Raw genomic sequence first — 24,842 nt, 5'->3', positions numbered from 1 at the left:
TCATCCAAGCATCGCTGCTCGCAAAATTGGTGTTGTCTCATTAAAACGTGACCGTCAAAGTCTATTCAATCAGAGCCTGAATTCCTTCAGACCCCGCAAGCTTCGCCGCCCACGTTTCTCTTTCTTCTCATATTCAATTGTCAAAAAACAGACCGCTCAATGCAGTCACAAAATCAAACCCCAAAAGCAAAAGCCCTTGGAAAACAACAAGCAGTCAGCTCATCAACATGATTTCTTTAGAACGAAAGACTTCGTCGCCAGCAGCGCCGCCGCCCTCGTTCAGTGAGCGGACTTATAAGAGATCACCCTCAAACAAGTCAACACACCAAAATACAAATTCTAAAAAAAACATTCAAAGCATTGATTTTAAAGGAGAGTTTGAAATTAGTCATACAAACTAACAGATTTTAACGTTTCGGAGCTGCATGGCGGGAGCTAGGACTTTTCCTACCACGACGAGGGCGCTCTCTTGGGCATTGCAGGCATTGCGCCCTTCCCAGTCTTATTCGGAAGACGGGCTGAAACGGGCGACCAGAGCGTGCGCATTGCCGGGATAGGTGAAGCGTACATAGGTGACGGCACCCGAATTGCTCCATGTGCGCCGCTCCACGACAAGGCAGGCCTGCCTGTCGGAGATACCCAACAGGCGTGCCACATCTTTCGAAGGCGTTTCGGCACTGATGCGGTGTTCGGCATTGCTCCAGGGAACATGGCCAAGCAGCCAGGGTCCGGGTGCAATCTCCGTGAAGTCGATTTCAGCGGCATCGGGAACGGTTGCCAGATTGACGAGACGCTGCTCGATACAGAATTCCCGCGTGCCCGCAAAATGAATGCAGACGATATCGAGCAGCGATGTACCAATGGCAATATCGAGACTTGTCCGATCCTCACGCTTTGCGACACGCTGCGTGCGCTTCAGAACCTTGAAGCCATATTCCAGGCCAAGGGATTCGACTTCCGCCCTGATATCGTGGATTTCGAGAACCGCGGACTGGATCTGCGGCTGGCGGACGAAACTGCCGGATTTCTTGCGGCGCTCGATCAAGCCGGCCTTCACAAGCTGGCCCATGACCTTGTTGACGGTCATGCGGGAGCAATCGTAGTGGGCGGCGAGATCAACCTCGAAAGGCAACCGGTGACCCGGCGGCCATTCGCCCGATACGATCCGGCCCTCGATATCACCGAGGATTCGCTGGTGCAGGGTTTGCCCGGCCGATGCTTTCGTCACGTCCGCAATGCCTTCCAACGGCTCGATGTCGTTCCTATCGAGCGCATATCAGCTATCGACAAGTTCGGCCATGACCTTGTTGAAGCGATCCGATATTTCATGGCGATGGACGTGCCGGCCCGCTTGCACCAGTTTTTTACCGCGCACCCAGACGGTATCGACATGGACGCTACTCGCGAACATCCACTGGTCGAGAATCTGGGATGCCGGAAGATGGGGAACGGCCGAGCAATCAAGCGCGACAAAATCAGCGCTTTTTCCCGCTTCTATCTGATTTTTGAATCCAGCGCCCTGCCACCGCCTTGAAGCGCCTGCTGGAACAGTTTCTCGCCCGTGGAACGGCCGGCATCGGCGATGACATTGCGCGCCCGAAGCGACAGGCGCTGCGAATATTCGAGCATCCGCAATTCTTCCGGCACGGAGATCAAAATGTTGGAATCCGAACCGACACCGTAATGGCCGCCTTCCGCGATGAAACCGGGAGCGGGGAAGATGCCGTCGCCAAGATTGGCCTCGGTGATGGGGCAAAGGCCGGCAACGGCACCGCTTTTTGCCATGCGGCGGGTTTCGGCTTCCGTCATATGCGTCGCATGGATAAGGCACCAGCGATCATCGACCGGTGCATTCTGCAAAAGCCACTCCACCGGCCGCGCACCTGAAAAGGCGAGCGAGTCCTCGATTTCCTTGACCTGCTCCGCCACATGAATGTGGATCGGGCCGCCTTTCGCCAGCGGTTCGATCGCCGCCAGTTCTTCACCAGTTACGGCACGGAGACTGTGTGGCGCGATGCCGAGCGTTGCACCGGGAAGCCCATTCACCGCGGCTTGGGCGCCCTGCATGAGCCTTTCGTAACTGTCGAGCGAATGGATGAAACGTTTCTGACCGTCGATCGGCGGCTGACCGCCGAAACCGGAATGCGCATAAAATACCGGCAGCAAAGTCAGGCCGATCCCCGTTTGCGAGGCGGCGGCACCGATACGTTCGGCCATTTCGGCGATATTGCCGTAATGCGAACCATCCATATCGTTATGCAGGTAATGAAATTCACCGACCCGTCCAAAACCGGCTTCCAGCATTTCCATATAAAGCTGGGCAGCAACCGCCTCGACATGATCCGGTGTCATTGACAGCGCGAACTTGTACATGACCGTGCGCCAGCTCCAGAAGCTGTCATCGGCAGGTCCGCGAATTTCAGCAAGCCCTGCCATGGCCCGCTGAAAGGCATGGCTGTGGAGATTGGGCATGGCTGGCACGATAACGGCATGCCGTTCATCCTGCGGCTGCGGAGAAACACCGGTTTCGACGGATGAAACAGCACCGCCCCTGCAGTGGATGCGAACATCTTGCACCCACCCATCGGCCAGAAGTGCTGCGCCCGCGTGAATTACCGTCATGCCACCCTCTCCTCTTGATCTCTTCTGACAAGGCCACGTCGCATACGAAATTACGGCTTGCCAACATGATTATTATGTATATACATTTGGCACATAAAAGAAAGGCGAAAAGCAAATGCCAGGGAACAAATATACAAAGGGAATGGCGACGGGTGACACTACCGCATTGTGGCGCAATGCCCGGCTGGCGACGTTTGATCCTACCATGGATGGCATCGGCGCTATCGAAAATGCTGCCATTGCCATACGCAACGACCGCATCGTCTTTGCCGGCGCCGAAAGCGATCTGCCCGCCGACCTGGCAACGGCCGACGAGATAACCGATTGTGAGGGACGCTGGATCACCCCGGCCTTGATAGACTGCCACACACATTTGGTCTTCGGCGGCAACCGCGCCATGGAATTCGAAATGCGCCTCAATGGCGCGACCTATGAGGAGATCGCCAAAGCGGGCGGTGGTATCGTTTCTTCGGTACGCGACACGCGCGCCCTCTCGGAAGAGGCTTTGGTGGCACAGGCATTGCCCCGTCTGGATACGCTTCTGGCGGAGGGTGTCTCGACCCTCGAAATAAAATCCGGTTACGGTCTTGATATCGAAACCGAACTGAAAATGCTGCGCGTCGCCCGCAAACTTGAGACGTTACGGCCCGTTAGAATCGTCACCAGCTACTTGGCCGCGCATGCGACACCGGCCGAATATAAGGGCCGTAACGCCGACTACATTATGGACGTGGTTCTGCCGGGGCTGGAAAAAGCCAATGCGGAAGGACTGGCGGATGCGGTTGACGGTTTTTGCGAAGGCATCGCCTTTTCCGTTGAGGAAATGACCCGGGTTTTCGAAGCGGCAAAACAGTACGGTCTTCCCGTCAAGCTGCATGCCGAACAGCTTTCCAACCTCGGCGGTACGGAGCTTGCCGCGTCCTATGGTGCGCTTTCCGCCGATCATCTGGAATATCTTGATGAGGCCGGTGCAAAAGCATTGGCTAAAGCGGGAACGGTGGCCGTGCTTCTGCCCGGGGCCTTTTACGCGCTCCGCGAAAAACAGCTGCCCCCGGTTCAGGCCCTGCGCGATGCAGGCGCTGACATCGCGCTGGCTACCGATTGCAATCCTGGCACCTCACCACTGACTTCCCTGTTGCTGACCATGAACATGGGTGCCACGCTTTTTCGCATGACGGTGGAGGAATGCCTGACGGCGACCACGCGTAATGCCGCAAAGGCGCTCGGCCTGCTTGCGGAAACTGGCACGCTGGAAGCAGGAAAATCCGCTGATTTCACCATCTGGGATATCGAACGCCCGGCTGAACTTGTCTACCGCATCGGCTTCAACCCGCTCCACGCCCGCATTTTCAAGGGACAGAAGGTTTCTACATGACTATCACGCTTCACCCAGGCAATGTGACCCTTGCTGAACTTGCCGCAATCTACTGGGATAACGGCAGAGCGAAACTCGACCGTTCGTTCGATGCCGGCATAGAAAAAGCAGCGGCCCGCATCGCCGAGATCGCCGCCGGCAACGCTCCGGTCTATGGCATCAATACCGGTTTCGGCAAACTCGCCTCGATCAAGATCGACGCAGCCGATGTGGCGACGCTGCAGCGTAACCTCATCCTGTCACATTGCTGCGGCGTCGGTGCGGCGCTTCCGGAAAATGTCGTGCGCCTGATCATGGCGCTGAAGCTGATTTCGCTTGGTCGCGGCGCCTCCGGCGTGCGGCTGGAACTGGTGCGGCTGATTGAGGACATGCTGGAAAAGGGTGTCATCCCTTCCATCCCGGAAAAGGGTTCGGTCGGAGCGTCGGGGGATCTCGCGCCGCTTGCCCATATGGCCGCCGTGATGATGGGCGAAGGCGAGGCTTTCTATGAAGGTACGCTTCTGCCCGCCGGCGAAGCTCTCACTAAAGCCGGGCTGACCCCGGTCGTGCTCGCCGCCAAGGAAGGGTTGGCGCTGATCAACGGCACGCAAACCTCGACGGCGCTGGCGCTTGCCGGTCTTTTCCGCGCTCACCGCGCGGCACAGGCAGCGCTGATAACAGGTGCGCTTTCCACCGATGCCGCCATGGGTTCTTCGGCTCCCTTCCATCCCGATATTCACACATTGCGCGGCCACAAGGGCCAGATCGATGCGGGGGCTGCACTGCGCAACCTGCTGGAAGGATCCGAAATCCGTGTCAGCCATATCGAAGGCGACGAGCGCGTTCAGGATCCCTATTGCATCCGCTGCCAGCCGCAGGTGGACGGCGCCTGCCTCGATCTTCTGCGGCAGGTAGCCCGCACGCTTGAAATCGAAGCCAATGCCGTGACGGACAATCCGCTGGTGCTTTCCGACAATTCCGTCGTATCCGGGGGCAACTTCCACGCTGAACCGGTGGCATTTGCCGCCGACCAGACGGCGCTTGCCATCTGCGAAATCGGCGCGATCGCGCAGCGCCGCGTGGCGCTGCTTGTCGATCCGGCTCTATCCTATGGCCTTCCGGCATTTTTATCGAAAAAACCGGGGCTGAATTCCGGCCTGATGATTGCCGAAGTCACCTCCGCTGCGCTGATGAGCGAGAACAAGCAGATGGCTCATCCGGCTTCGGTCGATTCGACGCCAACCTCAGCCAATCAGGAAGACCATGTATCCATGGCCTGCCACGGCGCGCGCCGCCTGCTACCGATGACGGAGAACCTTTTCGCCATCCTCGGCATCGAGGCGCTTTCGGCGGTTCAGGGCGTTGAGCTGCGTGGGCCATTGAAAACCAGCCCGGAGCTGCAAAAGGCAATCGCCGTGCTGCGTCAGGCGATCCCTTCACTGGAAGAGGACCGTTATATGGCGCCGGATCTGAAGGCGGCATCCGACCTTATTGCTACCGGCGCTCTTGTGTCCGTGATTTCCGACGGCATTCTTCCGAAGCTGGAGGCGTAAGATGCGCGTCTTCGATATTAAAGAAGGCACATCGCCCGTCATTCTCGGCCTGCCCCACACCGGCACCGATGTTCCGGCAGCGATTTGGCAACGCTTGAACGACAACGGCAAGATGCTTGCCGACACCGACTGGCATATTCATGATCTCTACGCGGATCTGCTCCCCGACGCGACGACGGTTCGCGCCACCTTTCATCGTTATGTGATCGATGCCAACCGCGATCCTGAAGGCGTTAGCCTCTATCCAGGACAAAACACCACAGGCCTTGTTCCGGAAACCGATTTCGACGGCAAATCGATCTGGAATGAGGGGCAGGAACCGAATCAGGACGACATAGTCTCTCGGCTGGAAACGTTTCATGCACCCTATCACGCGGCCCTTGCCGCGGAAATCGAGCGGGTTAAGGCCATTCACGGCATCGCCATTCTCTATGATTGCCATTCGATCCGCTCGCATATCCCGTTCCTGTTCGAAGGCAAGCTGCCGGATTTCAACATCGGTACGGATATGGGCAGGACCTGCGACCCAGCCATCGAGACAATGGCGGTCGAAGCGACCGCTGCGGCAGAAGGTTACACCAGCATTCTCAACGGTCGCTTCAAGGGTGGCTGGACGACACGCCACTACGGAAAGCCCGAAACCGGCGTGCACGCCATCCAGATGGAACTGGCGCAATCCACCCATCTAACGACAGAGGCACCGCCGTTTGCCTATGACGACGCCAAGGCCACCAAGCTTCGTATCCACCTGAAAGACATTCTCACGCGCATCGAAACGACTGCGCTGACACTCGCACACACCAAAAGGGGAACCAAATGACCAATCCTCGTCACAATATCCGCGACGTCCGCGCTGCGCGTGGAACCGAGCTGACCGCGAAATCGTGGATGACAGAAGCGCCGCTGCGCATGCTGATGAACAATCTCGATCCTGAAGTGGCCGAGAACCCGCACGAACTGGTGGTTTATGGTGGCATCGGCCGTGCCGCCCGCACCTGGGCGGATTTCGACAAGATCGTCGCGACCCTGCGCGATCTCAACGAAGACGAAACGCTGATGGTCCAGTCCGGTAAACCGGTCGGCGTGTTCCGCACCCACAAGGATGCGCCGCGCGTGCTGATTGCCAACTCCAACCTCGTGCCGCACTGGGCGACATGGGATCATTTCAACGAGCTGGATAAAAAGGGTCTTGCCATGTACGGCCAGATGACCGCCGGTTCGTGGATCTATATCGGCAGCCAGGGCATCGTGCAGGGCACCTACGAAACCTTCGTGGAGGCCGGTCGTCAGCACTATAATGGCGATCTCACAGGCAAATGGGTTCTGACCGGCGGCCTTGGCGGCATGGGCGGCGCCCAGCCACTTGCCGCCGTGATGGCCGGTGCCTGCTGCCTTGCCATTGAATGCAATCCCGATTCGATCGATTTCCGTCTGCGCACCCGCTACGTCGATGCCCGCGCCGAAACTCTTGATGAGGCGATGGAGATGATTGAGCGCTGGACAGCCGCCGGTGAGGCAAAGTCCGTCGGCCTGCTCGGCAACACCGCTGAAATCCTGCCGGAAATGGTCCGCCGCGGCATCCGTCCAGACATGGTAACCGACCAGACCTCGGCGCACGACCCGATCAACGGCTATCTGCCGAAGGGCTGGACGATGGCCAAGTGGAAGGAAAAGCGCGAGAGCGACCCGAAAGCCGTCGAAAAAGCTGCCCGTGCCTCGATGCGCGAACATGTCGAAGCGATGATTGCCTTCCAGGACATGGGCATTCCGACTTTCGACTACGGCAACAACATCCGCCAGGTGGCAAAAGAAGAAGGGCTGGAAAACGCTTTCGCCTTCCCGGGCTTCGTTCCGGCCTATATCCGCCCGCTGTTTTGCCGCGGCGTCGGCCCGTTCCGCTGGGCGGCACTATCGGGTGACCCGGAAGACATCCGCAAGACCGACGCCAAGGTGAAGGAACTGCTGCCCGACAACAAGCACCTGCACAATTGGCTTGATATGGCCGCCGAGCGCATCGCCTTCCAGGGCCTGCCGGCGCGTATCTGCTGGGTTGGCCTTGGTGATCGCCATCGTCTCGGTCTTGCTTTCAACGAAATGGTCAAGAACGGCGAGCTCAGCGCTCCGATCGTCATCGGCCGCGACCACCTCGACAGCGGCTCCGTCGCCTCGCCGAACCGCGAGACCGAAGCCATGCAGGACGGTTCGGATGCCGTATCCGACTGGCCGCTGCTGAACGCGCTGCTCAATACCGCATCCGGCGCGACATGGGTTTCCCTGCACCACGGCGGCGGAGTCGGCATGGGCTTTTCCCAGCATTCCGGCATGGTCATCTGCTGCGACGGCACCGAGGACGCGGCCCGCCGCATAGAGCGCGTGCTGTGGAACGACCCGGCAACCGGCGTCATGCGCCATGCCGATGCCGGTTACGAAATCGCCGTGGAATGCGCAAAAGAGCAGGGCCTGCGACTGCCCGGCATTCTCGGTAACTAAAGAAAAAACTCGGCGCAGTCTTCAGGCTGCGCCGTTTATCTGATCCGGGAAGAGAGCCGCGATCCACCCATCGTACAGTGCCGACAGCGGTGCCGCATCAGTTTCGACGCCGCTGTCGGCGCCCGGTGGAACTTCTGTTCTGTCTGCGGCTTTCTTCCGTTGCTGTTTTTAACCGACCGACTGTATGCTCGTTTGAAAGCCGCGCTAACCGTTAGGCAGGCATGAAGGACATGGTAGATCAAAGAATGGCGCACAGGTTCCTTCCGCTTGCCTTTACCCTCCTGCTCGGGGCACTTCTTCCGGTTTCCGCTACGAATGCCGTGGCGTCCGAAAAGCAGCAAAATGTTCCCGTGCGGATCGATGTGGGCGGCTACAAGCTGAACAGCATCTTGGTCGAGCCGGGAAAAAGCGCCGAGCTTCCGCCGATCCTCTTCATTCACGGCGCAAGCGCCAGTCTCTATGATCCGATGTTTTCGTTTCTCGAAAAGCTGAGAGGCCGTGCAAAACTGCTATTTGTCGACAGGCCAGGGCACGGCAATTCGGATATCGGCGGCAAGGCAAATATTCTCCCGGATGGACAGGCGGACGCCATTGCCCAGCTTATGAAAAAGCGAGGCGTCCCGAGAGCGATTATCGTCGGACATTCCTTTGGCGGCGCCATCGCGGCATCGCTTGCGGTCCGTCATCCGGAGATGGTCGCGGGCCTCGTATTCCTTTCTCCCGCTGTCTATCCATGGGAGGGTGGCATCGCCTGGTATTACACAGCGGCAAATGCGCCCTTTACCGGTCCGCTGTTCAGCACCTTCATTGCTCCGCCCGCCGGCCTCCTGGCATTGGATCAGGCAACGCGCGGTGTTTTTGCACCCAATTCCAGACCCGCCGGTTATGTGGAAGCAACGCATTCCGTGGCGGCCCTGCGGCCCAGGGCCTTTCGGCACAATGCGCAGGAGGTCGCGGCTCTCAATGAATGGGCGCGTGGAGCTTCCTCGGAGTATCGGCGCATCACGGCACCAACCGTCATCATAACCGGTGATACGGACACGGTCGTCTCGCCAGAGGTGCATTCCCGTCATCTCGCCAGAGATATTCGCGGCTCCACTTTGATCGTCGTGCACAATCTCGGGCATAAATCTGACTATGTCGCCAGTGACCTTGCCATTGCCGCGATCGAAAAGGTTGCCGGCCGGCCATCCGATTTAAAGGCGGTCCAAAAAACGATTGAGCGACGCATCGAGAATGATCGCGGATCATAAACTTCCGCCCCCGTCCCCTTAACGACCCGATTCTGGACATCACATGAGAATATTACGCGCTTCCGAATACAAAACCATGCCGTGGAAAAATGGCGGCGGCGTTACGGTGGAAATCGCCATCCATCCGCCGGGTGCTTCCGTGGATGCATTCGACTGGCGCGTCAGCATGGCCACCGTTGCTCAGGACGGACCATTTTCCAGCTTCCCCGGCATAGACCGCACGCTTGCGATTATCGAGGGAAACGGCCTTGCACTCGCTATTTCCGGTCATGAGCCGGTGGCGCTGACGACGAAGAGTACCCCCCTGCCCTTTGCCGCCGATGTTCCCGTGGATGCGACCCTGATGGACGGCGCGATAGTCGACCTGAACATCATGACGCGCCGCTCATCCTTCGCCCACGGCGTGCAAAGACTATCCGGCAGCCGCTCGATGCAAGCGGCAACGGGAACAAGGCTGATCCTCGCGCTCGATCCTCTGACGGTCGCCGTCAACAACGACACAGCCCGGCTGGAGAAGCTGGATAGCGTTTTCATCACGGAAAGCGTGCCGTTCACCATCGAGGCAGATCATGGTGAAGGCATATTCTTTCTGATCACGCTACAAGATATCTGAAGCGCCGCAGCCTCAGTCCAACCCCAGCGGATCGGCCACCCGTGGCCATAGCTGGAGGCTTGCCTTGCGATAGGCGGTTGTGGCCGGATCGGTCGGATAGGAAGTGGGCGCGGCGATATAAACGATCTCGGAAGCGACCGGCGCAAAACCCGCATGGAAGTGGTTGGTGGACTTCACCAGCAGCACGTCTTTCCTGGCAAAATCAATGCCGAGATTGGAAAAGATATCCGGCTCATAAGTTTGCGTGCGGCTGGTAATGAGAATGATATCGATTTCCGTTCCGACCGGTCGAACGACGGCGGCGCGGCCGAGCGTGACGCGGCTATTTCGGAAACTCTGCCACCCTGCTTCTGCAGTGCGCATGACCCTGATCCGGAAATCGAGCGGCTCGCCACCTTCGGGACTGGATTTGCCGCCAATACGCAGATCAATCTCCGCCCCCTCGCCTGCCGCGTGACAGAAAGACACAGCAATCGGATCCCAGATCGTTGCCACACCGATATTGTCCATGCCGCGCTCCACCATGCGCCGCAGAATATGGGTGGCATCACCCGCAACGCCGCCACCGGGATTATCCCATATATCCGACACCACGACCGGCATATCCGGATGCTCACTACGAATGGCGAGAGCCCTGTCGAGACCCGATTCCGTGTCGAGCATCGGCATGGCAGTCAACTTGCGCATGGCATAAAGCTCATGGCCGAGTTTTTCGGCCAGTGCGTCGCCTTTTGCCCTGTCATTATCTGTCACGACGACGATACGCGTGCCCATATCTGGTACATCGCCTGCCATGAAACCGTGAATGACGGAAATAGACAGCACGCCGTCCTTACCCTCCAAAGCCTTCAAACGGTCAACATAAGAACGCATCGGTTCGCGGCTGGAGGGGTAAATGGTGATCATGCGGCAATTGAAAGTGGAAATAACCGGCCTGATTTCTCCGCGCAGGGTGCGAAGTGCCAATTCAACGACGTGCTCACCACGTTCCTCAAAATCCGTATGCGGGAATTCCAGAAACGTCGCCATTATATCGAGATTTTGGACCCTTAAAGGGGTCAAATGGCTGTGGGGATCGAATTCCGCCGCGATCAGTACGTCGGGACCAACAAGCGTGCGGACATGTGACAGGAAATCACCTTCCGGATCGTCATAACCCTGCGCGACCATGGCGCCATGGAGACCAAGAATTACCGCGTCGACCGGCAGTGCGGCGGCAAGCTCGGCGAGAATCGTATCGCGCAGCGTTTCATAGGTCTGGCGCTGTATCAGCCCCGCCGGTTCCGCCCAGCAGGAGGTACCCTCGATTACCGTAAACCGTTCCGCTTTGCCGCGCCGGCGTAGAATTGGTACCGGTGAGGAGCATAGTGTCGGCGTTTCCGGATGTTCGCCGGGCCCAGCGTAAAAAGCCGCGCGAAAGGCGTCCATGTCCGTCGGGACGGGTGAAAACGTGTTGGTTTCGGTGGCAAGCGATGCCGTGAATATGCGCATGACTGTCATTCTCGTTGCCGATGCCCGCTTTTCAGCAGCATTTTTTTGCAATTTAATTAGCCGGGTAATGTTACCAGACGGTGCCTCGTGCTGTGACGTCTTCCACCCGCGTCACGATACCGTTTCGATGGAAAACCATCCTGTCGAAAAGATTAGTAATGACGCAGGTGTGGTTCGGCACAACCTTGACCAGCTCACCGATTTCCGGCCGCCCCGATGTGCAGCCCGACAAATCGACCACCGCATGTTCTTCCGAAAGCGACATGATTTTCGCGCCTTCATACCCTTCAATCAGCCCGTAATCGCTGAACCCAAGGAGATCGGAGGTCAAAGCCTTGGAGCCACAATCGAGCACAGCGCGATCAGGTGTCGGTCGCGACACCACGGTGGCAAGAACATGCATTGCCAGGTCGCCAGCGGTGCAATGTCCGGCGCGCAGCATCGAACGATCATTATATACATAGGTGCCCGCCCGATATTCGGTTGCGGAGGGAACGAGGTGAGCAGAGAAAAAATCCGGTGAGCCGCCACTGGAGCGAACCGGGCAGTCAATGCCCTTTTCCGCAAGCAACGCCATGGTTTTCCGAATGAAGTTCTCCACCTTTTCAGCGCCACCGGGTGCCGGATAGGTCAAAATGCCCTTGAAATTGAGGCCCGGTGCCGCGACGATCTTTTCTGCAAGCTGCAACACGGCTTCCGGGGTCTGCACACCGCAGCGTTTTCCGCCGGTATCGCATTCGACAAGAACGGAAAGCGGTCTTTCCGCATCGAATGTGCCGGCAAGGCCGGCAATCGTCACGGCACTGTCGGCAACGACGCTCAGCTGCCCTAAACGCGCATTCAATGCCCTCAGCCGCGAGAGTTTCGCCACGCCGAGGATATTGTAGGTAATGAGGATGTCGTCGAAACCGGCATCCGCGAAAACTTCCGCCTCGCTGACCTTCTGGCAATTGATGCCGATGGCGCCCGCCTGAAGCTGCTGCTTCGCAATGGCTGGTATCTTATGTGTCTTGATATGGGGGCGAAAAGCCATGCCATGTCCATCAAGATAGGACTGCGCCCGCGCAATATTGGCGGCAAGTCGGTCCTCGTCGATCACGGGCATCGGCGTCGAGATCGCATCGAGTGGGGTGCCTTCGTCAGGCCAGGGGTAGGTCATTGTCAAACGCTCTCAGAATCGGAAATTGGCAATCAAACCAGTGGCTTATAGGCGATAACATCCATTTCAACCTTCGCATCGACCATCAGGGGCGACTGCACGGTTGAACGTGCCGGTGGATGATCGATGAAATATTTCTGGAAGACCGCGTTGAAGCTCGAAAAATCCCGAGCATCATCCAGCCAGACATTGACCTTGACGACATCGGCAAGTGTACAATCCGCAAGCGCCAGAACATCCATGATATTGGCCACAACCTGCTCGGTCTGAGCCACAATGCCGCCAGTTACTACTTCACCATCGACGGTTGGCACCTGTCCAGACACATAGACGAAATCACCGGCCCGCACGGCCTTGGCAAAAGGCCTGCGCTGTCCGCCAGCCTGAGCGTCAGCCGTCTCGAATCGTACCAGTTTCTGCTTTTCCATAGATGCCTCGCAAATAATTTTCATGGAAATCGTATTTTTAAGGGTTTAATAGCTCTTTTTGCATCAATATTCCACAAGTGATGTAAATAATTTAGCAATTATGTAAATCATCAACTCGCGGACGGATGGACGTCACGTTGAGATATTCGTATCGCCGCACGTTGTCGAACCGAATGATGAGACTCAAAACCTATTGTCTGTCGCGATCTATGGAAGCGGTTATTGGCTGAGCCAAGGCTCTTACTAACCCTTAGCTCTATCACGTAATGAGGAAGCCCGGTACATTCGGATGGTTGCCTGATGAGAGAAATAGAGAGGTTAGCCGCGGCAAACCTCAGTATCTGAAAAGTTAGAGGAACAGTCTCAAGCGCAAACTCTTTAAGACCTGGCACTGCGCGAGTGCTCTTTCCTTCACATCAACCGTGTGCCGAAGCCCGCCGGTCCGATACCACTCTGTCCGTGACAGCTTGCGCGATCTTTTGCGCCTGCACGCGGATATCCGGCACGGCGGTTATCTCCCAAAAGCGGCCCGCCGTCAGCGCCCCGGCGGCAAACAGGCCAGGCCAGACCTGCCCGTCCGCGCTTGACAAGCGCGACTGGCCATCGACCTCGACCCCAAGACCAAAGGCGTCGAGCAAAAGCACGCCATCGTCCCGCATGGTTTCCAGAAGTCGTGAATGACCGATCCCCGCCCTCTCCATTCCGGTACAATTAACGACCCAATCGACCTGAAACTCTCTAAGCGTCTCCGTATGCCGACGGCGATAGAGTACGGCGATCCCCTCGTCCTGCTCGTCGAGAGAGCGGAGATAACCGGCGTGAATCTCTAGAACGCCGTCAGATAATAGCTTTTCAAAAGCCTTATGCACTTCGGGCGCGATTCGGTGCCGGTGAATGTTCCACCAGGGCAAGGCATGCCGAAGAAACCGGCTTCGCTGCTCAGATGTCAGGCTCTGCCAAAGCAGCTGGGTCTTCGGCCGTAGACCATCCATGACAGTACGCCACGGCGCACCATCTTTCACCTGCTTACGCAGAGCCTGCACTAACCGGCTGATCTCGGTCGAACCTTCTGGTAAGCGCGGATCAGCTGGCGACCGTGGCGGGCTGATATGTGGATGCGGCACAAGTCCGCGGCGGGACAATACGTGGATTGGGCCACGGTGTCCCTTTCCTCGAAGCGTCAGGACCTGATCTATCATCGTCAGGCCAGAACCCAGAATACAGATGCGGTCCCCCGCCTTTACTTTCGACAGCCATCCAGACTGCCAGCAATGCCCGATGATGCGATGCGGCGCGTCGTCATCTTTCGTCAGAGTTTGCACCGGCAAACTTGCCGCGCCGACACCAAGACATAAGACAACATTTTTCGCCCGTAGCTTCTCACCATTCTCCAGTGCAAAAGAGAAACCGCCATTGCCATCCGAGCGACAGGCTGAAGCCTTGGCACGGATGAAGTCCACCCTCGCCCGCTGATCCCGGCTTCTCAGTAGACTGGCGAGCCTGTCCCTGAGATAGAGGCCGTAATCGCCACGTGAGGCAAAAGCCAATGGATCATTGCCGAGCCCATTCTCCGTCAGCCAATCGAGAAAGTCATCCGGCCTGTCGGGGAATACGCTCATCCGCCCTGCGGGCACATTGAGCCGGTGATAGGGCAACTCGGTACGATAGGCCGTACCGCGCCCGAAATCCGACTCGTCGCCGACAATGGCGATCGACGCGTCCCCGGGCAGGGATGATAAGAGATGAGCGGCGGTACAGATGGCCGAGAAACCCGAACCGACGATAGCGACATCATAGGACATTTATTCCTCCAATCTGCGACAGCACGAAAGGTCAGGCCGTGGGCGCCGGACCCGTTGATACTCTAGTCGATGAGTAGAGATTAAACACCTGCCAATGTCTACCCTTCACTTTCCGCCGGCGGGATCGCTCATTGCACATTTGGTGCGCAGGATTCTCAAAGTTAGCCGCGGCAAACTTTCGCTCTGATCGCTCCATGTCAATTTTAAAGGAAGCCAAAAAACGCGTCTCAGCCAGAACGGAGACGAAGTTAGCCGCGGCTAACCGAAAAACTGTCACAAAAAGCAAAACTGATTCTTCCACAATGCCTTAGCGGTACTTCTGCATCCGGGAAAAAAGCCTATTGCGCCAAAAAGAGAATCGGCGCTTATATCTCAGTTGCGGAAAAAACCGTCTTTTTCGAAAAAAACCGCAACTGCAATATCGAGCGAAAGTAGATCCATGACACAGAGTGCCGACTCAAGATTTGCTGCAGGGGCACCCGACCTCACGAGCCTTATACAACAGCATTCGGCTGCATTGTCAGCCCAATTGCAGGCGCATAATGCGAATACGTTTTCACCGCATACCGAAAAGAGTATGCGCCATTTTTCGCCGGCAGAAACCGCACGGCTGATCGGCATCGGTGAAGCCTATCTTCGTCAGATCGCCGCTGAGCGTCCGGAGCTCGATGCAGCGCAGGCATCCGGTCGTCGTTCCTATTCGGTAGAGGATATGGACGAGATCAGAAAGTTTCTCGATCAGGGCGCGCGCGGCGCGCGTCGCTATCTGCCCCACCGTCGCGACGGCGAGGAATTGCAGGTCATCGCCGTCATGAATTTCAAAGGTGGTTCGGGTAAGACCACGACTTCCGCGCATCTGGCGCAATATCTGGCGCTGCGTGGTTACCGGGTTCTGGCAATCGATCTCGATCCGCAGGCCAGTCTCTCCGCTCTCTTCGGTCACCAGCCCGAAATGGATGTCGGCCCGAATGAAACGCTCTACGGCGCGATCCGCTACGATGACGAACGCCGGCCGATCGCCGAAATCGTTCGCGGCACCTATATTCCCAACCTTCATATCGTTCCGGGCAATCTGGAACTTATGGAGTTCGAACATGATACCCCGCGTGCACTGATGCGTCGCGCACCAGGCGACACGCTGTTCTTCGCTCGCATCGGCCAGGCAATCGCCCAGGCCCAGAATTTCTACGACGTCGTGGTCATCGATTGCCCACCGCAACTCGGTTACCTGACGCTTTCGGCGCTGACGGCAGCAACATCGGTTCTCGTGACCGTTCATCCGCAAATGCTTGATGTCATGTCCATGAACCAGTTCCTTGCCATGACTGGCGATCTTCTCGCTGAAATCGGCAGGGCCGGCGCACGCTCCGATTATAACTGGATGCGTTACCTCATCACGCGTTTCGAACCGAGCGATGGGCCGCAGAACCAGATGGTGGCTTTCCTGCGCTCGATCTTCGGTGAAAACGTCCTCATTCACCCGATGCTGAAGAGCACGGCCGTTTCGGATGCCGGATTGACCAACCAGACGCTTTTCGAGGTGGAAAGAACCCAGTTCACGCGCTCCACCTATGACCGCGCACTGGAAGCCATGAACAACGTGAACGCTGAAATCGAGGGATTGATTAAAAAAGCGTGGGGTAGGGCAGCATGAGCAGAAAACAGATTTTCGCCAATCTTGGCACGCCAGGCACAGACAACGATACCACTCCCGAGCGGTCCCGTCCGCGTGTCAGACCCATCCTCGGTTCTCCCGAACTGGTGACGGATGTGTTGAACTCGCCGGTCGGCATGATCGGCCAGTCTCTGAACGAAGTGTCGGAGCGCTCCAAACGTGCTGAAGAGATCGAAAAACGGCTCGCAGAGGGCCTTACGATCGTTTCGCTCAATCCTGCTGATATCGACCCATCCTTCATACCTGACCGCATGCCAGCCTCAGAAGAGGCGGATGCAGGCCTGGTGGAGGCTATTCGAGAGCAGGGCCAGCAGGTTCCCATTCTGGTGCGCCCTCATCCCGAATTTCCCGGACGTTATCAGGTCGCATTTGGCCATCGCCGTCTGCGCGCCGTTTCCAACCTGGGTATTCCGGTCAAGGCCGTGGTTCGCGATCTCAGCGACGAACAGCTGGTCGTCGCCCAGGGACAGGAGAACAACGAGCGCCGTGACCTAACCTATATCGAAAAGGCGCGCTTCGCCCAGAAACTGCAGATGCGGTTTCCGCGTGATACGATCATGGCGGCGATGTCCCTGCACAAGGGCGATCTTTCCAACATGCTATCGGTTGTCGGTCGCATTCCCGAGGATCTGGTCGATCTTATTGGTCCGGCACCCACCGTCGGTCGCCGTAACTGGATGGATCTCGCAGATCAGCTCTCCTCGTCACAGGTCAAGGAAGCTGCGCGCGCTTATGTAAGGGAGCCATCCGTTGCCGCTCTTCCGTCCGAAGAACGCTTCAAGTCGCTTCTGGATTTTCTGAAACCCAAGGCACAGGCAAAGAAAGCCGGTGTTTGGTCTTCGGAAACTGGCAGCAGACTGGCAAAGGTGGTCGAAAGCGACCGCAAGCTGGATATATCCATCGACAAGAACGAGGCGCCGGAATTTGCCGATTTCGTTCTGGAACATCTTCAGGCGCTGTTTGCCGAATACCGGTCCAAGCAGTGATTGTTAATACCAACGACTAACAGGAGACGCATTACAAAAGAAAAAAGCCCCCGAACGTTGCCGCACGGAAGCCTTTCTTTGATCTAAGCAACCAAAGAATCTCATTTCCGCGAATCATAGTCAAGAGTCTTGGCATCGAATTTTTCGGTGAGCGATTTTCTTTTGCCTTGTGAAAGGTGAAAGACATGGACAGCACATGTGTAACGACGCCCTTTGGGCGGCGAGCGATGTCGTTTGGCGTCCTCGCAACTCAGTTTGCCGCGCAGAAAAACAAAAAGACCGAGGCGGTCGATAAATGGAAACTCTACCGTTCGGTCTGTGAAGCCAGACCATTGCTCGGCGTGACCGATCGTTCTCTCGCGGTCTTGAACGCCCTTCTGAGTTTTTATCCGAAAAATGAACTCTCCAGCGAAGCCGGATTGGTCGTCTTTCCGTCGAATACGCAATTGTCATTGCGAGCACATGGAATGGCAGAACAGACATTGCGCCGCCATCTCTCGGCTCTCGTCGAGGCCGGTCTCATCATCCGCAAGGATAGTCCGAACGGAAAACGCTACGCCCGTAAGCACAGGGGCGGGGAAATCAGCGAAGCCTATGGTTTTTCGCTGGCACCGCTTCTCGCCCGCAAATCGGAAATCGAGGAACTCGCCGAACGCATCGTTCGCGAGCGGCTCGACCTTCAGCGGCTTCGTGAAAACATCAGCCTGTGCCGCCGCGATATCCAGAAGCTTTGCGAAATGATAGCCGCCAGCGGTGAAGTCGTAACGTCAGAAGGATTCCAGGCGCGCTACAATGCCATTGCCCGGTCCCTCGGCCGTAATTCAAAGCCTGTCGAACTCAAGGAAATCGCCGGATTTTTGGTCTCCCTGCGTGCAGAAGTGACCAACTATCTGGAAAATATTGAAAATTCGGAGAAATCGGGCGGCAATGACTGCCAAAATGAGCGCCTCATAAAGAATTCAGAATCCGAATCTATATCTAAACCGCAAAATTTGCGTGAACCGGTAATCGTCGCACCTGCCGACACGATAGTCGTACAGCCAGAATACGCCGTACCCGTCAGTGCAAAGCCGTCATCGCAACAGCCAAAGCCTGTTCTTCATAAGCAATTTTTTGTTCCTGATATTGTTTTGGTTGTGAAGGCTTGCCCGGACATTTCCCTCTATGCACCCGGAGGAGCAGTGACTGGATGGCGTGATCTGGAAGTGGCGACATCAGTCATCAAAACCATGTTCAACGTTAGCCAGTCGGCCTACCAGGACGCCCTCACCACTTTCGGTCGACAGGGAACAGCGGCGATTCTTGCCTGCCTGCTGCAAAAGGCGGACCAGATCAGCTCGCTGGGCGGATATCTGCGCAATCTCACCCGTAAGGCCCACGAGGGCGGGTTTGATCTTCAGGCCATGCTTCTGGCGCAACTGCGGGGTCGAACTGACGGGATGGAGAGAAGCATGGCTGTATGAGTTCTTGAGGACGGACAGAAAATGGCGCCGGCTTGCCGAATTCCCAGTCTGCAGCTACATTGACGCTGTTTCTGCAAGACTCCGAAGATTCGCTGTGAGGCTGCCAGTGTTTACGAACACACTGTGCTGGCAGGGGTTCCTATGGTTAATGCAAAGTAATGAAAGTTAAGCCTCGATTGACTTTCGTTTGAGTTATTCCATGATTGGTTTCAATCGCTTGAGTCCGGGTATCTTTTAGCGGTAGTGCGATGATATGGGCAGGAAAAGCGCGATTTTTACGCGTTTCTTGCCTGACTAGACCGGGGTAATGCAGATATCTCGATATGGCACGATGTTGGAACTGAACCTTCCCTAAGATCGTGCGTTTCCGTGTCTATGTTGGAAGGGGGCGGTGAGCCTATGGTTTTTCAAGACGATATGGAGCTGGCTGTCGCTGTTTACATGGCGGACATTGCCTTGCCTCGACATACCGCCATCGAAAAGCTCTTGAAGGCGGGACTTGAAGAAGCCGGTTATTTAACCGGACGTAAGGGGCGACCGCCGGAAATTGTCGACGGGCAACCAAGTTCGGACTATGTGCAATATCGCACCTATCTGGATGAGGACAGCTGAAAGACCGCTGGAACCAAACCGGGCGAGGGCTGTTTATGGCGCAGTCAATTTTGACAGGATGTGCCGATGTTCTCCAAGTCCCTCTTTATCGCGACAATTGTCATCTCCGCGACGAGCCACCCGATATTTGCTCAGCCTCTAGAGGTCAGCATATTGGAACCGACCAAGACCCGTAGCGCCGAATTCTCGCCTGGGGCGACCGCATCGAATTATATTACCGATGTCTCCGGCAAGACAGTGCGTCTGGTAGGACCGCGTTTTTATCCCGACAATGCGCGGGCGCTGCAGTTTCCCGGCCGGGACTCGAATGTTAATTCTTCGGCTGAAGCGCAACGCTAACGCGATCGCAATAATTCACATTGACGAACAGGGGCAGAATGGGAACCGAAAGCGAAACATCCGGGCAGAAACCGGATGCGCAAACCTGGATCAAACAGGACGGGCACGAAGCAGAAAAGGCGACCTTTCCTGAACTGTTCTTCGATCTGGTTTTCGTTTTCGCGCTCATTCAGCTTTCCCATGCGCTTGCAAAGGACTTCGGACCGACAGCGGCGCTTGAAGCGGGCATCCTGATATTATCACTTTGGTGGCTGTGGATACACACCACCTGGATCACCAACCTGCTGAATACGGAAAAAGAGCCTGTCCGGCTTCTGCTTTTCGTCCTGATGTTCGGCGGGGTTCTTTTGGCCATCGCGCTGCCGGAGGCTTTTGCGGAACAGGGTTTCGTGTTTGCCCTTATCTACAGTGCCATGCAGGTGGGACGGAGCCTGTTTGCACTTTATGCCTTCAAGGGAGAGGACAGGCAGTCTTTTCTGGTTTTTGTGCGCGTGACGATCTGGCTAGTCATATCGAGCCTGTTCTGGCTGGCTGGTGGGCTTGTCGATCTGACGGATCGAATCCTCCTGTGGGGTATAGCGCTCGCGATAGAATATGCCGGACCCGCTTGTCGTTATGTCGTCCCGGGATTGAAAGCAAGCGATGCGGATAAGCTGCATCTTTCCGGCGAGCACCTTGCGGAGCGCTGTGCGCTTTTCGTCATCATCTGTCTCGGGGAAACGATCCTAACCACCGGCCGCACGGCCACGGAATATATGAATTCCGGCCTCACATTCATCGTCTTTTGTTCGGCCTTCGTCAGCACCGTCACAATGTGGTGGATCTATTTCCATCACGGGCAGGAAGAGGCCTCCAGAAAGGCCGAACATGCCGACGAGAAAGCGAAGATCGCCCAAAATCTTTTCAACTATGGACATCTGCCTATCGTGGCCGGCATCATTCTCACGGCAGTTGGAGAGGATTTCAGCCTGTCCCATGCCCATGAAGGGACGACGATGAGGGAGTCACTCGCCATTCTTGGCGGCCCGATCCTGTTTCTAGCCGGTAATATTGGCGTCAAGATTGCTGCCACCTATCAGCGGCCGATCTCGCATTTTGCCGGAGTAGCGGCGCTCTGCCTGCTTCTGCCGGTGCCGGGCGTGCCGCTTTTTGCGCTGCAACTGGCAAGCACGGGGATTTTGCTGCTGGTGGCGCTGTGGGAATATCTGGCGCTGAAAAAATCAGTCGCCAACGCCTAAGCAGTGGCGAAATCGCGTGCCCTGTCGTTCCACAGCCGCAGGCTGCGGGCATAGGCCTCTTCAAAAGGCAGAACCATATCATTGACCAGCATCAGGGCGATGGCAGCGGTGGAGACGATGATGGTTTCCGCTCTCTCGTCTCTGGCCGCCCCCGTCCAGACGGCGCGCCAATATTCGAAGGTGGTGAACATGGTCGGCATTTCGGCCGGTGGGGTTTCGCGGGCCGGAATGACGAACTCGACATCCTCGCCCTTGGAAAGACCGAAGATCCGGGTGCTGCGGAAGGGAGTAAATTGCGCGAAATCCCGCGTATTGCCGAGAATGGCAAGGCTCTCGACGGAAAGCAGCCGCGCCGTATCGCGATGAAGCTCCTGATAGGAGGGGCGGGCGACGCCGATAATGGTGCTTCTGGCGCGAAGCGGATTGAGAAGATGCACGACCGTATTGAGCGGCAGGCGCATTTCCAGAATGCCGTGCAGGCCAAGCAGGCTCTGAAACTGTAACGATAGTCCACCGATCGGCAGATAGGCGATCCCTTGCGAGGCAGTGGCCTTGGCCGCCTGCGAAAGTGAATGGCAGAGCGGTATGCCGCAGGCTTCAGCGGCGAGTTCGAGCTTACCGCCATTTTCTCCCTGGCCCACATGGCCGTGTAACAAGACGCTATATCCCGCCATGGAAACGAGACGCGCGGAATGCAGGAACCAGGGTGCATCGCGATGTTTGGGCGACATATAGGCCGGCCAGTCGAGATCGACCGATGCGGGCGCTTGCTGGTCTCTTTTTATATGGCCCCACATGGCTTCGATAAAACCGGCAAGCTCTGCCGCGGTCACACCGCGATATTGCATGGTCGCAAGCAGCGCTCCTATCTGTATGGGATCTGCATCGCCTTCGAGAATGATCGAAAGCGCGTCCATCGCCTCTTGCTGGCTGAGCGGGCGGCTGTTGCCGATGCCCATCGCCGAGGTCGCTATATATTTGGCGAGCCTGTGCTGCGGATCGGCGTTGTGGCCGATGCGGGCAAGGCGGTCCGCTATATTTTCCGGTGTCGGCTGACCTTCCAGAAGAACGCTGGGGCGCAGCGAAAGAGGCGGCGCCTTCATCAGCACCGGCCGTTCCCAGCCGCTAACATTGGCGGCGGCGGGAGCTGCCGCTTTTTCCTGTGAATAATCGATCAGGTTTTCCGCCTCCGCCGCCAGCGAACGAATGCGCAGCCGCATGGTCTCGGCAAAGGGGGTGGGTCGCAAACCCTGGCCGGTGCGTAAGAACAGCTGGTCGCCGTATTTCTCGCGCAGCTGCTGTAATATCCGACTCATCGATGATGTCGGCAGTCCCATGCCTGCCGCTGCGCGGCTGACGCTTCCTTCCCGCAACAACGCATCGAACGCGACAAGTAGTTTCAGCTGACCAAGCCTGTCGGGCTTTGTCGGGGAAGCTGGTTCTTCTTTTCTCTTGCCGGTTGTCATCTTGCTATTTTTTTACCCCGCCCCCGATTAGAGGGGGCCTTTTTGCAATTTCTGGAATTTAGAACTGTTCGAAAACAAACGCGTTGCGCCAGACCTCCCTCCTAAATAAGTGGGGGTAAATTCTCAAGTTAAATGCGGGGGCGTAACATGGAATTGAAGTACCGCGGGCAGGATATGGCCGCGACGATAATAAAGGCTGGCATTTCCGTCGCTATGGCGGGAACGGCGCTCAGCGTTGCCTTGCCTGCTGTCGCGCAGCAGGCGACCGACGGAACCACCGTTCTTCAGCAGATCGTGGTGACCGCGTCCGGCTTCGAGCAGAATGTAAAGGATGCTCCGGCCAGCATCACGGTTGTGACGCGAGAAGATCTGGAAAAGGGGTCTTACCGCGATCTGACAGACGCCTTGCGCGAAGTTCAGGGCGTGTCTGTCACCGGCATTGCCAATGAGAAGGATATTTTCATTCGCGGATTGCCCGGCGCTTACACGTTGATCCTGGTTGACGGTAAGAGGCAGAGCACGCGCGATGCCCGTACCAATGGTAATTCCGGCTTCGAACAGAGTTTCGTGCCGCCGGTTTCGGCGATCGAACGCATCGAGGTCGTGCGCGGCCCGATGTCCTCTCTTTACGGGTCCGATGCCATGGGCGGCGTCATCAACATCATCACCCGCAAGGTTGGCGATGTCTGGTCTGGCTCCGTCACCAGCGAGGGTACGGTTCAGCAACATTCAAAATTCGGCAATAGCGGTCAGGTGTCCTGGTATGCCAATGGGCCGATCCTAAAGGACCGGCTGGGGCTGCAGATCTGGGGCAGGGGCTTCACGCGCGGCGAAGACCGCATATTGAATGGTACGACGGGCGCGAAGGAATATGATTTCAATGGACGTTTGACCTTCACGCCGAATGAGGATCACGACATCTATCTCGAGGCTGGCAAAGCACGGCTGCGCCGCGATGCCGAGTCCGGCGAGACGCTGGCAGCCAATGCAGACGGCACCTACAACACCAATACGCGCGACCATTGGTCATTGTCGCATACCGGCCGGTGGGGACCGACCACGTCTGAATTCTCCTTCCAGCAGGAATGGGCCGAGCGCACCAACTTCACCAGAAACTTTCGCACGGGACGCGTCACTGAAAATCCGCGCTCGCCGGAGGTTCGCAATAGCGTTCTCGACGGCAAGTTCACCACGCCGTTCGAACTGTTCGGCAACCATACGCTCGTCACCGGCGGTCAATATTTCGAGGCACAGCTGAAGGACCAGAATCCGGGACGCCGTACCGGTCGCGACGAAACTTTCTCGGCGACGCAATGGGCGCTCTTCGTCGAGGATGAATGGCGCATCGTCGATAGCTTTGCGCTGACGGGCGGCCTTCGTCTGGATAACCATGAAAAATATGGCAATCATTTCAGCCCGCGCCTTTACGGCGTCTGGAGCGCAACCGACGATCTTACGATCAAGGGCGGCATTTCAACAGGTTTCCGCGCACCGGAAATCCGCCAGATCGCACCGGGTTACGCCTATACGACTGGCGGCGGTGGGTGCACCTATGCCTCGAACGGTACCTGCGGCGTGATCATCGGCGATCCGGGTCTGGAGGCGGAAAAAAGCACGAGTTATGAATTGGCAGCACTCTGGGACAATGGTGATGTTGCCCTCGGTGCCACTTATTTCTACACAGATTTCAAGGACAAGATTTCCAACGCGCTCGTGCTCAATCCGGATGGTACGCCTGCCCGCTGGAGCGAAGATAGCAATTATCGCCTCTGGTACAATTACAATATCGACGATGCGGTCATTCAGGGCATAGAACTGACGGCAGCATGGTATGCGACGCCGGAACTGACATTGCGCGGCAACTATACCTATACGCATTCCGAACAGAAGACGGGCGATTACGAGGGTTTTCCGCTAGCGCGGACGCCGGAGCACATGGCCAATCTGAGAGGCGAATGGGTCACCCCGGTGGACGGGCTGGAAGCCTGGGCTTCGGTGAACTACCACGGATCGGAAATCAATGCGGGTCCGCGCATTGGTACGAACGGCAAACCGGTTACGATCAACGGCAAGGCCGGGCGTAAATATGACGCTTACACCACCCTCGACATCGGGGCGAAATATGCGGTGGCCGAAAATGTCGATCTCAACGCGGCGGTTTACAATGTATTCGACAAGGAAGTCGGCGCTGACGATTTCAACACGGTCATGGAAGGCCGCCGCTTCTGGATCAGCATGACCGCCAAATTCTGATCCGCGATATTTAAGAATTCAGAGGCGCCCGATTGGCGCCTCTTT

Annotated in this window: 19 protein-coding genes and 1 pseudogene; 13 read left to right on the top strand and 7 right to left on the bottom strand. The window is 57.0% G+C overall.

Annotated elements, in window-relative coordinates; all coding sequences use genetic code 11:
• Positions 1 to 502: 502 nt before the first annotated feature.
• Both hutC and RBH71_RS08660 read right to left on the bottom strand, forming a co-directional pair.
• Positions 503 to 1,228, bottom strand: coding sequence for a histidine utilization repressor (hutC, locus tag RBH71_RS08665; RefSeq protein WP_025595286.1), 726 nt, complete (start codon positions 1,226 to 1,228; stop codon positions 503 to 505).
• Between the two features lie 48 nt (positions 1,229 to 1,276).
• Positions 1,277 to 2,622 (bottom strand): annotated as a pseudogene (locus RBH71_RS08660) (formimidoylglutamate deiminase).
• A 115-nt stretch (positions 2,623 to 2,737) separates the two neighbouring features.
• Here RBH71_RS08660 and hutI point away from each other — a divergent pair.
• The 6 genes from hutI (at position 2,738) to RBH71_RS08630 (ending at position 9,885) form a co-directional block, all read left to right on the top strand.
• Positions 2,738 to 3,997, top strand: coding sequence for an imidazolonepropionase (gene hutI, locus RBH71_RS08655; RefSeq protein WP_035199810.1), 1,260 nt, complete (start codon positions 2,738 to 2,740; stop codon positions 3,995 to 3,997).
• Positions 3,994 to 5,529 carry a histidine ammonia-lyase gene (gene hutH, locus RBH71_RS08650; RefSeq protein WP_003511646.1) on the top strand — a complete coding sequence of 512 codons (1,536 nt, stop codon included), beginning with the start codon at positions 3,994 to 3,996 and terminating at the stop codon, positions 5,527 to 5,529. The genes hutI and hutH overlap by 4 nt, the downstream gene beginning before the upstream one ends.
• Position 5,530: 1 nt before the next feature.
• Positions 5,531 to 6,349: an N-formylglutamate deformylase gene (gene hutG / locus RBH71_RS08645; protein WP_003511645.1), complete on the top strand. Its 819-nt coding sequence runs from the start codon at positions 5,531 to 5,533 to the stop codon at positions 6,347 to 6,349.
• The gene (gene hutU, locus RBH71_RS08640; RefSeq protein ID WP_003511644.1) at positions 6,346 to 8,019 is read left to right on the top strand and encodes a urocanate hydratase; all 1,674 of its coding nucleotides are present in this window, start codon (positions 6,346 to 6,348) and stop codon (positions 8,017 to 8,019) included. Before hutG ends, hutU begins: the two co-directional genes overlap by 4 nt.
• A 245-nt stretch (positions 8,020 to 8,264) precedes the next feature.
• Complete coding sequence (locus RBH71_RS08635) at positions 8,265 to 9,272, top strand: alpha/beta fold hydrolase (protein ID WP_003511641.1); 1,008 nt, start codon at positions 8,265 to 8,267, stop codon at positions 9,270 to 9,272.
• Between the two features lie 43 nt (positions 9,273 to 9,315).
• Positions 9,316 to 9,885, top strand: coding sequence for a HutD family protein (locus RBH71_RS08630; RefSeq protein WP_025595293.1), 570 nt, complete (start codon positions 9,316 to 9,318; stop codon positions 9,883 to 9,885).
• A gap of 12 nt (positions 9,886 to 9,897) precedes the next feature.
• Here the strand turns inward: RBH71_RS08630 and RBH71_RS08625 are convergent, their stop codons facing one another.
• The 4 genes from RBH71_RS08625 to RBH71_RS08610 all read right to left on the bottom strand — a co-directional run bounded on the left by RBH71_RS08625 (position 9,898) and on the right by RBH71_RS08610 (position 14,765).
• A complete protein-coding gene (locus tag RBH71_RS08625) occupies positions 9,898 to 11,376 on the bottom strand; it encodes a M81 family metallopeptidase (RefSeq protein ID WP_003511638.1) in 1,479 nt (492 codons plus the stop codon).
• 70 nt (positions 11,377 to 11,446) lie between these two features.
• Positions 11,447 to 12,535: a D-TA family PLP-dependent enzyme gene (locus RBH71_RS08620; RefSeq protein WP_003511637.1), complete on the bottom strand. Its 1,089-nt coding sequence runs from the start codon at positions 12,533 to 12,535 to the stop codon at positions 11,447 to 11,449.
• Positions 12,536 to 12,567: 32 nt separating this feature from the next.
• Positions 12,568 to 12,963: a RidA family protein gene (locus tag RBH71_RS08615; protein WP_003511636.1), complete on the bottom strand. Its 396-nt coding sequence runs from the start codon at positions 12,961 to 12,963 to the stop codon at positions 12,568 to 12,570.
• Positions 12,964 to 13,379: 416 nt separating this feature from the next.
• Entirely contained in the window at positions 13,380 to 14,765 is a 1,386-nt protein-coding gene (locus tag RBH71_RS08610) for an FAD/NAD(P)-binding protein (protein ID WP_003511634.1), read from the bottom strand.
• Positions 14,766 to 15,204: 439 nt separating this feature from the next.
• Between RBH71_RS08610 and repA the strand changes: the two genes are divergently transcribed.
• From repA to RBH71_RS08580, 6 genes are all read left to right on the top strand, one after another.
• On the top strand, positions 15,205 to 16,419 hold the full coding sequence (gene repA, locus RBH71_RS08605; protein WP_026330729.1) for a plasmid partitioning protein RepA: 1,215 nt from the start codon (positions 15,205 to 15,207) through the stop codon (positions 16,417 to 16,419).
• On the top strand, positions 16,416 to 17,426 hold the full coding sequence (repB, locus tag RBH71_RS08600; protein ID WP_003511631.1) for a plasmid partitioning protein RepB: 1,011 nt from the start codon (positions 16,416 to 16,418) through the stop codon (positions 17,424 to 17,426). The genes repA and repB overlap by 4 nt, the downstream gene beginning before the upstream one ends.
• Positions 17,427 to 17,611: 185 nt before the next feature.
• The gene (gene repC, locus RBH71_RS08595) at positions 17,612 to 18,889 is read left to right on the top strand and encodes a plasmid replication protein RepC (RefSeq protein ID WP_323687251.1); all 1,278 of its coding nucleotides are present in this window, start codon (positions 17,612 to 17,614) and stop codon (positions 18,887 to 18,889) included.
• A 399-nt stretch (positions 18,890 to 19,288) separates the two neighbouring features.
• Positions 19,289 to 19,501: a hypothetical protein gene (locus RBH71_RS08590; protein WP_003511629.1), complete on the top strand. Its 213-nt coding sequence runs from the start codon at positions 19,289 to 19,291 to the stop codon at positions 19,499 to 19,501.
• A gap of 66 nt (positions 19,502 to 19,567) precedes the next feature.
• On the top strand, positions 19,568 to 19,840 hold the full coding sequence (locus tag RBH71_RS08585) for a hypothetical protein (RefSeq protein WP_003511627.1): 273 nt from the start codon (positions 19,568 to 19,570) through the stop codon (positions 19,838 to 19,840).
• A gap of 38 nt (positions 19,841 to 19,878) precedes the next feature.
• Positions 19,879 to 21,078: a low temperature requirement protein A gene (locus tag RBH71_RS08580; protein ID WP_003511626.1), complete on the top strand. Its 1,200-nt coding sequence runs from the start codon at positions 19,879 to 19,881 to the stop codon at positions 21,076 to 21,078.
• Here the strand turns inward: RBH71_RS08580 and RBH71_RS08575 are convergent.
• The gene (locus RBH71_RS08575) at positions 21,075 to 22,544 is read right to left on the bottom strand and encodes a glycosyl transferase family protein (RefSeq protein WP_003511625.1); all 1,470 of its coding nucleotides are present in this window, start codon (positions 22,542 to 22,544) and stop codon (positions 21,075 to 21,077) included. The genes RBH71_RS08580 and RBH71_RS08575 overlap by 4 nt on opposite strands.
• A 147-nt stretch (positions 22,545 to 22,691) precedes the next feature.
• Here RBH71_RS08575 and RBH71_RS08570 point away from each other — a divergent pair, with 147 nt between their 5' ends.
• Positions 22,692 to 24,797: a TonB-dependent receptor plug domain-containing protein gene (locus RBH71_RS08570; RefSeq protein WP_003511624.1), complete on the top strand. Its 2,106-nt coding sequence runs from the start codon at positions 22,692 to 22,694 to the stop codon at positions 24,795 to 24,797.
• The last annotated feature ends 45 nt before the right edge of the window (positions 24,798 to 24,842 follow it).

The organism is Rhizobium sp. AN68 (assembly GCF_030758035.1).
Classification (GTDB): domain Bacteria; phylum Pseudomonadota; class Alphaproteobacteria; order Rhizobiales; family Rhizobiaceae; genus Agrobacterium; species Agrobacterium tumefaciens.
This window is presented reverse-complemented; position numbering and strand designations above follow the sequence as displayed.